This window comes from Actinomadura sp. BRA 177 (genome assembly GCF_013372625.1).
In the GTDB taxonomy this organism is placed as follows: domain Bacteria; phylum Actinomycetota; class Actinomycetes; order Streptosporangiales; family Streptosporangiaceae; genus Spirillospora.
In genome coordinates this window covers 1-7,234 of record NZ_JABXFD010000609.1, presented here as the reverse complement: position 1 = coordinate 7,234, position 7,234 = coordinate 1, and the positions used below count along the sequence as shown (strand labels likewise).

General features: G+C 67.0%; 9 protein-coding genes. 6 read left to right on the top strand and 3 right to left on the bottom strand.

Annotation, left to right across the window (positions count from 1 at the left end; all coding sequences use genetic code 11):
• Positions 1 to 358: 358 nt before the first annotated feature.
• On the bottom strand, positions 359 to 1,171 hold the full coding sequence (locus HUX53_RS41960) for an SRPBCC family protein (RefSeq protein ID WP_255205926.1): 813 nt from the start codon (positions 1,169 to 1,171) through the stop codon (positions 359 to 361).
• A gap of 353 nt (positions 1,172 to 1,524) precedes the next feature.
• Between HUX53_RS41960 and HUX53_RS34510 the strand changes: the two genes are divergently transcribed.
• From HUX53_RS34510 to HUX53_RS34495, 4 genes are read left to right on the top strand one after another with little or no spacing between them, the layout of a single operon-like run.
• The gene (locus HUX53_RS34510) at positions 1,525 to 2,772 is read left to right on the top strand and encodes an extracellular solute-binding protein (RefSeq protein ID WP_176407474.1); all 1,248 of its coding nucleotides are present in this window, start codon (positions 1,525 to 1,527) and stop codon (positions 2,770 to 2,772) included.
• Positions 2,773 to 3,717: a sugar ABC transporter permease gene (locus HUX53_RS34505; protein WP_309237566.1), complete on the top strand. Its 945-nt coding sequence runs from the start codon at positions 2,773 to 2,775 to the stop codon at positions 3,715 to 3,717.
• The gene (locus HUX53_RS34500) at positions 3,714 to 4,529 is read left to right on the top strand and encodes a carbohydrate ABC transporter permease (protein WP_176407473.1); all 816 of its coding nucleotides are present in this window, start codon (positions 3,714 to 3,716) and stop codon (positions 4,527 to 4,529) included. The genes HUX53_RS34505 and HUX53_RS34500 overlap by 4 nt, the downstream gene beginning before the upstream one ends.
• Positions 4,526 to 5,407 carry an ROK family protein gene (locus HUX53_RS34495; protein WP_176407472.1) on the top strand — a complete coding sequence of 294 codons (882 nt, stop codon included), beginning with the start codon at positions 4,526 to 4,528 and terminating at the stop codon, positions 5,405 to 5,407. The genes HUX53_RS34500 and HUX53_RS34495 overlap by 4 nt, the downstream gene beginning before the upstream one ends.
• Here HUX53_RS34495 and HUX53_RS34490 read toward each other — a convergent pair.
• On the bottom strand, positions 5,404 to 5,613 hold the full coding sequence (locus HUX53_RS34490) for a hypothetical protein (RefSeq protein WP_176407471.1): 210 nt from the start codon (positions 5,611 to 5,613) through the stop codon (positions 5,404 to 5,406). The genes HUX53_RS34495 and HUX53_RS34490 overlap by 4 nt on opposite strands.
• Positions 5,610 to 5,999: an ATP-binding protein gene (locus tag HUX53_RS34485; protein WP_176407470.1), complete on the bottom strand. Its 390-nt coding sequence runs from the start codon at positions 5,997 to 5,999 to the stop codon at positions 5,610 to 5,612. Before HUX53_RS34485 ends, HUX53_RS34490 begins: the two co-directional genes overlap by 4 nt.
• 136 nt (positions 6,000 to 6,135) lie before the next feature.
• Here HUX53_RS34485 and HUX53_RS34480 point away from each other — a divergent pair, with 136 nt between their 5' ends.
• Both HUX53_RS34480 and HUX53_RS34475 read left to right on the top strand, forming a co-directional pair.
• Complete coding sequence (locus HUX53_RS34480; protein ID WP_176407469.1) at positions 6,136 to 6,915, top strand: helix-turn-helix transcriptional regulator; 780 nt, start codon at positions 6,136 to 6,138, stop codon at positions 6,913 to 6,915.
• Complete coding sequence (locus tag HUX53_RS34475) at positions 6,906 to 7,082, top strand: DUF397 domain-containing protein (RefSeq protein WP_176407468.1); 177 nt, start codon at positions 6,906 to 6,908, stop codon at positions 7,080 to 7,082. The genes HUX53_RS34480 and HUX53_RS34475 overlap by 10 nt, the downstream gene beginning before the upstream one ends.
• Positions 7,083 to 7,234 lie beyond the last annotated feature (152 nt).

Sequence of the window (7,234 nt, the reverse complement as noted above, 5' to 3'; positions counted from 1 at the left end):
GGTGGGCTGCGCGGGTGTGTGCTTCGGCGTGCCGAGCACGCGTGTGGTGGTCGCCCCCCCCTCCGTCTGTTCTTTTTTTTCCCTTGGCCGCCTCTTCGGGGGGGGCTTTGGCCTCTCGGCGGGGTTCCGTCCCCGCCCGCCGTGGGCTCCGGCGGCGGCCCCGCCGGACGGGGAGGGCCGCGCCGGCGCAGAGCAGTGCCCCGCCCGCCGTACCGGCGGCCCGCCCGCCCTTGGGGAGGTTCTTCGAGAGGCGGCCCAGGTCGGGCATGCGGCTGCGCCGCCCGCCGGGGAGATGTTTCGTCAGCTGTCCGATGGGCGTCCGGCCCATCAGGCTTCCGCGTGCCATGGTTCTGCTACCTCACTTGGGAGTTGAGACGGTCTCGCCGTCGCGGATCTCGCCTCGCCAGCCCTCGATCTCGTCGGGGCTGGTGAGCGCCTGTGTCATCACGTGACGGCGAAAGTGCTTGAGTTCGAGGCGGGCCCGGCGGCCCTGCGCGCGCCACAGGTTGCCGGTCCGCTCGAAAAGGCCGGCGGGGTGGTATTCCAGGACGAGCAGGACGCGGGTCAGGTCCGGGGTCAGCTCGTGGAAGCTGACGGCCCCGTCGACGTGCCCCTTCCGCCCCTTGGAACGCCACACGATGTGCTCGTCGGGGACCTGCTCGGTGATCGTCGACTCCCACGTCCGGCTGGACCAGAAGATCTTCGCCTTCCAGGTCAGCTTCTCGTCGGACGCCTGGTCGACGCTGACGATCTTCTTCATGAAGGACGGGTAGTCCTGGAACCGCGTCCACCGGTCGTAGACGAGGCGTCGCGGCGCACCCACGTCGATCTGTTCGACGATGTTGGTCGGTTTCCCCCTTCCGCGCCCGAAGATCCGGGCGAGGGTCTCCTTCAGGGCCGTCCAGCCGAAGCTCACCAGCGCGCGGAACGGGGACTTGCCGTCCCGCAGCGCCTTGATCCCGGCCACCGCGGCCTTGCCCAGCGGACCCGCCTGCTCGGCCCGCGCGACGAGACTCCGGGTCTCGCGCTCCAGCCGCCGCTCGACACGTTGCGTGACACGGTGCAGGACGCGGCGGCCGAGGCGCCTGGCCGACAGGGCCGCCACGACCCCGCCGGCGCCCGCGGCGGTGCCGAGAGCCGTGCCGGCGGCGGTGCCGGTCCGGAATTTCATGTCCTGTCCACCTCGTCGTCCACTCGGATAGGCGCCGGGTTACCCGGTCAAGACCGGGCAAAACAGACCGCAGGCAGGCGGGGGGCCGTGGCCGCATCAGGACGGAAACGCGATGCGCTCCGAGTGAACAGCGGGACGGTGCTGTCCGGAGGGGCAGACCAGCCCAGCGTGCGCACCGGACCAGAACGGCGCCCCGCACGGTGCCGCGTAACGGTTGCGAGTCGTGCTTAATAAGCCTCTTGAACTGGTACGGACCAGTGTTTATCTTCGACCCCGTCACGCGCGATTGTGCTCAGTGAGCTTTCCCACCGAGCACTATTTTGCACGCGCGGAACCGGGAGAGGCGGGGAGAGATGAAACGGCACTTCGTGGGCGTTGTCGCCGTCGGCATGACGGTGGCCCTCGGCGTCAGCGGCTGCGGCAAGGGCAGTTCGTCGAGCGGGGGCTCCGACGGCAAGACCATCAAGTTCGTCGCCGCGATCTACGACGACAACACCAAGCCCTACTGGGACGCCCTGATCAAGGACTTCGAGGCCGAGAACTCCGGCTACAAGGTCAACCTGGAGATGGTCGACTGGACGCAGATGGACGCCAAGGTCAAGACCTACGTCCAGACCAAGCAGGTCCCCGACATTCTCAACTACAACGCGTTCTCCGACTTCGCCCGGGACGGCCTCATCTACAAGGCGTCCGAGGTCGTGTCGCCCGCCACGCTGAGCGACTTCACCCCGACGTTCGTCCAGCAGGCGCAGTACAACGGCACCCAGTACGGCCTCCCGTTCATCTCCAGCGCCCGCCTCCTCTTCTACAACAAGGACCTGTTCGAGAAGGCCGGCATCAGCGACCCGCCCGCATCCTGGGCCGAGGTGAAGTCCGACGCGGCGAAGATCAAGAAGACGGGCGCGATCGGCTACGGGCTGCCGCTCGGCCCCGAGGAGTCGCAGGCCGAGTTCTACTCGTGGGCGATGAACAACGGCGGCGGCTGGGTCGACGCGTCCGGGAAATGGGCGATCAACCAGCAGGCCAACATCGACACCCTCGACTTCCTCCGCGGCCTCAACAAGTCGAAGCTGACCCAGCCGAACCCGGAGACCACCGACCGCAAGACGGTGTTCAACCAGTTCGCGCAGGGCAAGATCGGCATGGCGATCGGCGGCCCGTTCACCAAGGCCGGATTCATCGACCCGGTGAACAAGGACCTGAACTTCGACGTCGCGCCGCTGCCCAGCAAGGGCGGGTCCGAGCACAACACGCTCGGCGTCATGGACGTCCTCGCCGCGTTCAAGAAGGACGACGGCAAGAACAAGGAGGCCATCAAGAAGTTCCTCGACTTCTTCTACCAGAAGGACAACACGTCCAAGTTCCTCACCACCGAGGGCTTCCTCCCGGTGACGAAGTCGGCCGGTGACGCGCTCAGCGCCGACCCGTACATGAAGCAGTTCGTGGACGCGCTCCCGACGTGCAAGTTCGCGCCCACGTCCAACCCGGCCTGGTCGGCGGTCGCCGGCGCGGTGAAGCAGGACCTCGGCACCGCCGTCGCCAACGAGGACCCGAAGAAGGTCCTGGACAAGATCCAGGAAACCGCCGAGAAGGCCGGCTGAGTGCAGGACCTCAAGGCCAAGGAGCGGGGGACCCACACCTCCCGGGTCCCCCGCCCCTCCCTCGTCCGGCGGACCGGGCGCGCGCTGACCCCGCTGCTGTGGCTCGGCCCGTCGCTCGTCCTCATCACCGTCGTGGTGCTGTGGCCCGTGATCGAGATGATCCGCACGTCGCTGCAGGAGATCACCTCGTCCGGCGTCACCGTCGGCTACCGCGGCGGCGGCAACTACACCGACCTGTTCGGCGAGGACGACCTCATCCCCGTCGTGCTGCGGACGCTACTGTGGGTCGGCGGCATCGTCATCGTCACGATGACGCTGTCGCTGGCCCTCGGCCAGCTGCTGAACGCCCGCTTCCCCGGCCGCCGCGTCGTCCGCTGGGCCGTGATCGTCCCGTGGGCGGCGTCGGTGCTGATGACGGCGCTGATCTGGAAGTGGATGCTGGACAACTACTCCGGCCTGGTCAACCGCGTCCTGCTCGACCTGCACGTGATCGACAAGCCGGTGAACTGGCTGGCGCACCCCACCGAGGCGATGCTGTGGATGATGTGGGTCGCGGTGTTCGTATCGCTGCCGTTCACGTCGTTCGTCATTCTGGCCGGACTCCAGACGATTCCGTCCGACGTCTACGAAGCCGCCCGCGTGGACGGCGCCGGCCCGCTCCGCACATATTTCGGCATCACGCTGCCATTGCTGCGCCCGGCAGTGCTGATCGCCTCGATCATCAACGTGATCAACGTTTTCAACAGCTTTCCCATCATCTGGGCGATGACGGGCGGCGGCCCCGGCCACAAGACCGACACGACCACCACGTACATGTACAAGCTCGCGTTCTACGACCAGAACGTCGGCGAGTCCGGCGCGATGGCGGTCGTCAACTTCGTCCTGATCCTGGTGATGGTGCTGCTCTACCTGCGGGCCGCCCGCTGGCGTGAGGAGATCCGATGACACGCCGTATCGTCCTCGCGGGCATCGGCTGGCTGGTGGCGCTCGCATTCCTGGTGCCGTACCTGCAGATGTTCTTCACCGCGCTGAAACCCGAACGCGAACTGACGAAATCGCCGGGCACCTACCTGCCGTCCCACTGGACGTGGTCGAACTTCATCGACGTATGGTCGGCCGCCCCCGTCTGGACGTACCTGCGGGTCTCCCTGACGGTCGCGGCCGTGGCCACCCTGGTGACGCTGGCCTGCGCACTCCCGGCCGCGTACTACACCGCCCGGAACCGCTTCCGCGGCCGCGGCGCGTTCCTCCTCCTGGTCCTGATCACCCAAATGTTCGCGCCGACCGCCCTGGTCATCGGCATCTTCCGGGAAATGGTCGCACTGAACCTGACCGACACCCTGATGTCGCTCATCCTGGTGAACGCGGCGTTCAACCTGCCGTTCTGCGTCTGGATCCTGCACGGCTACTTCTCCAGCATCCCCAAGGAACTGGAAGAGGCCGCCTTCCTGGACGGCGCGGGCCGCGTGGGCGCCCTGACCCGCGTCACCCTCCCCATTTCCATGCCGGGCGTCGTCACCGCGATCGTCTACACGTTCATCGCCGCCTGGAACGAGTACATCGTCGCCCTGACCGTCACCGCGTCCCCGAACCGCCGCCCGCTGACGGTCGGTATCCCATCGTTCGTCACCCAATACCAGGCGCATTGGCAGTACCTTTTCGCCGCATCCCTGATAGCCATCATCCCGGTCGTCATCCTGTTCATCTTCGTCGAGCGCTACCTCATCGGCGGCCTGACGGCGGGCTCGGTCAAATGACCCTGATCGGACTGGACGTCGGCGGCACCTCAATGAAGGCCGCGATAGTGGACGGCCCCACCGTCCTGGCGACGGAATCCTGCCCCACCGACCGAACCGACCCAGTAGGCGGCATCCTCGACTTCGCCGCCCACCTCTCGTCCCGCGCCACCTCCCTCGGCTCCCCCGCCGAGGCAGCAGGCATAGCCCTACCAGGCATAGTGGACGAGTCAAGGGGCACCGCCGTCCATTCGGCAAACCTGGGCTGGCGAGACGTCCCCATGCTGCACCTGGCCCGCGAACGCCTGGGCATTCCGGTCGCCATAGGCCACGACGTACGCACAGGCGGCCTGGCCGAGGCCGTCCTGGGCGCAGGCCGAGACACCGACGACTTCGTCTTCATGGCCATAGGCACGGGCATAGCCGCAGCCCTGATCCTGAACGGCGCGCCCTACCCGGGCACCCTCGGTTGGAGCGGCGAAATAGGCCACGTGGTCGTACGCCCGAACGGCGCGGACTGCGCCTGCGGCAACCAGGGCTGTTTGGAAACCTACGCCTCCGCCTCCGCCATCTCCCGCCGCTACGGCGGCCTGATCCCAGCCGAAGAGGTAATAGCCCGAGCCGCGCGAGAAGACGACCGAGCAAAACAGGTCTGGTCCGAAGCCCTGGACACCCTCGCAGACGGCTTAGCAGCCACAACCCTCCTCCTGGACCCGTCCCTCCTGGTCATAGGCGGCGGCCTAGCACAAGCAGGCGAGAAACTGCTCAAGCCCCTGATTTCCCGACTCGCCACCCGCCTGAAGTTCCGCGTCCCACCCCGCCTGCAACTCACGGAATTGGACGACCAGGCAGCAGTAAAAGGCGCAACAATCCTCGCCGCCCGCCTCCTGGACTCCTAGCCCGCGCCCGCCTGTTCAGCGAGGAAGCGCCCCACCCGCTCCGCCGCGTCCGGCACCACCACGGCCAGCGCGTCCATCAGTTCGTCGGCGGACGAGGCCCAGATGCGCAGGCGCCCCCTGGCGCTCCACGAGCCGTCCCCGTCCCGCGTGATCGACCACTCCGGAAAGACCTGCCGCAGGAACAGCAGCAGTATGCCGTCGCTCACGCGGGCACCGGCTCGATCTCGGCCCAGACGATCTTCCCGCCCTCGCTCAGCGGCCGTGTTCCCCACCGCCGGACGAGCGCTTCCATGAGCATCAGCCCACGCCCGCTCTCAGCGGCGTAGTCGACAGGCCGCACCACCGGCACCGCATCGGACCGATCCCACGCCTCCACGACGGCGCACCCGTCGTCCCTCCGAAAAGCGCGCACGACGACCAAGTCGCCATCCCGGGACCCGTGCTTGACCGCGTTCGTCGCCAACTCGCTGATCACCGTCCGCGCGACGTGGTCCTCAAGCCCCCACCCCCCGAAGACCAGCCCGACGAACTCCCGCGCCTCCCTGACGGCCCCCACCTCCGCCTTGATCACCATCACCGCCGGCTCAACCATCCGATCACCTCCGCGTGTCGTGCCGTGACTTAACGCAAAGGGTCGACCACATGGCGTAATATGGGGAGCAAAGCGCGACAGCGCAGCGAGACCACTTGCACCTACTTGCAAGTGCTCCCGAAAGGTGAACGCTCGCATGCCGTCACGAAAGCCCACCCGGCAGACCATCGCCTTCGGCATCGCCCTGGCGAGCCTGCGCGAAGATGCCGGACTCACCCGACTCGAACTGGCAAAACGGATACCCGTTACCCGCAGCTACATCGGCCAGGTCGAGACCGGGACCACCCGCTGCACGAAGGAGTTCGCCGCCGACCTTGACAAAGCCCTCGAATCCGGCACCGAAATGCAGGACGCCTGGGACGACGTCCTCAAGTCCACCCGGTACCCGCCGTGGTTCGCCGACTACCCCCTGGCCGAGGGCACCGCGTCCCTACTCCGCGCGTTCGAGACGATGTTCGTCTACGGCCTCTTCCAGACCCCCGCCTACGCCCGCGCCCTCCTCCAGGACGAGGCCGCCGTCGAAGCACGACTCCGCCGCCAAGACGTCCTCCAGCGCGGCAACCCACCCATGCTCAACATCGTCCTGCTCGAGAGCGTCCTCTGGACGTGCATGGGCAGCCCCGAAATCATGCGCGAGCAGTGCGAACACCTGCTCACCATCTCCGAATGGAGCAACGTCACCCTTCAGATCGCCCCCATGCGCTATTACCGGGGACTTGAGGGACCGTTCAACCTCGCCACTCAGCCAAACGGTGACGAGTTGCTGCACATGCCAGCCGCGAGGGGCGGCATCACAACGAGCGACCGAGAGGATATCTTGCACATGGTCGGCGCCTTCTCGGCGTTGCAGGCGCGCGCCCTGGGCGTGGACGACTCCCGTGAGTTCCTACGGAAGGCGGTTGTTCGGTGGACGTGATCAAGTGGCGGAAGGCACGACGGAGCGATGGCCAAGGTGGTGCGTGCGTGGAGGTGGCGCGGTTCCCCGACGCCGTGGCCGTCCGCGACTCCAAGAACCCCGACGGGCCAAAACTCCTCCTCACCCCCCACACCTTCCGCGCCATCCTCCACGACCTCAAGCACTAGCCCCCACCCCGTCCCTCTCCCTCCCACCTGACTTGCACAGGTCGGTCCGTGGTTCCGCGGTTTGCTTCGTGTTCGTGCTGGTCATGAGGTTTCGGTTGCTGCTGGGTGACACACTAATCCGGTGTTCCTGCGGAAGGTGAAGACTGTGTCGG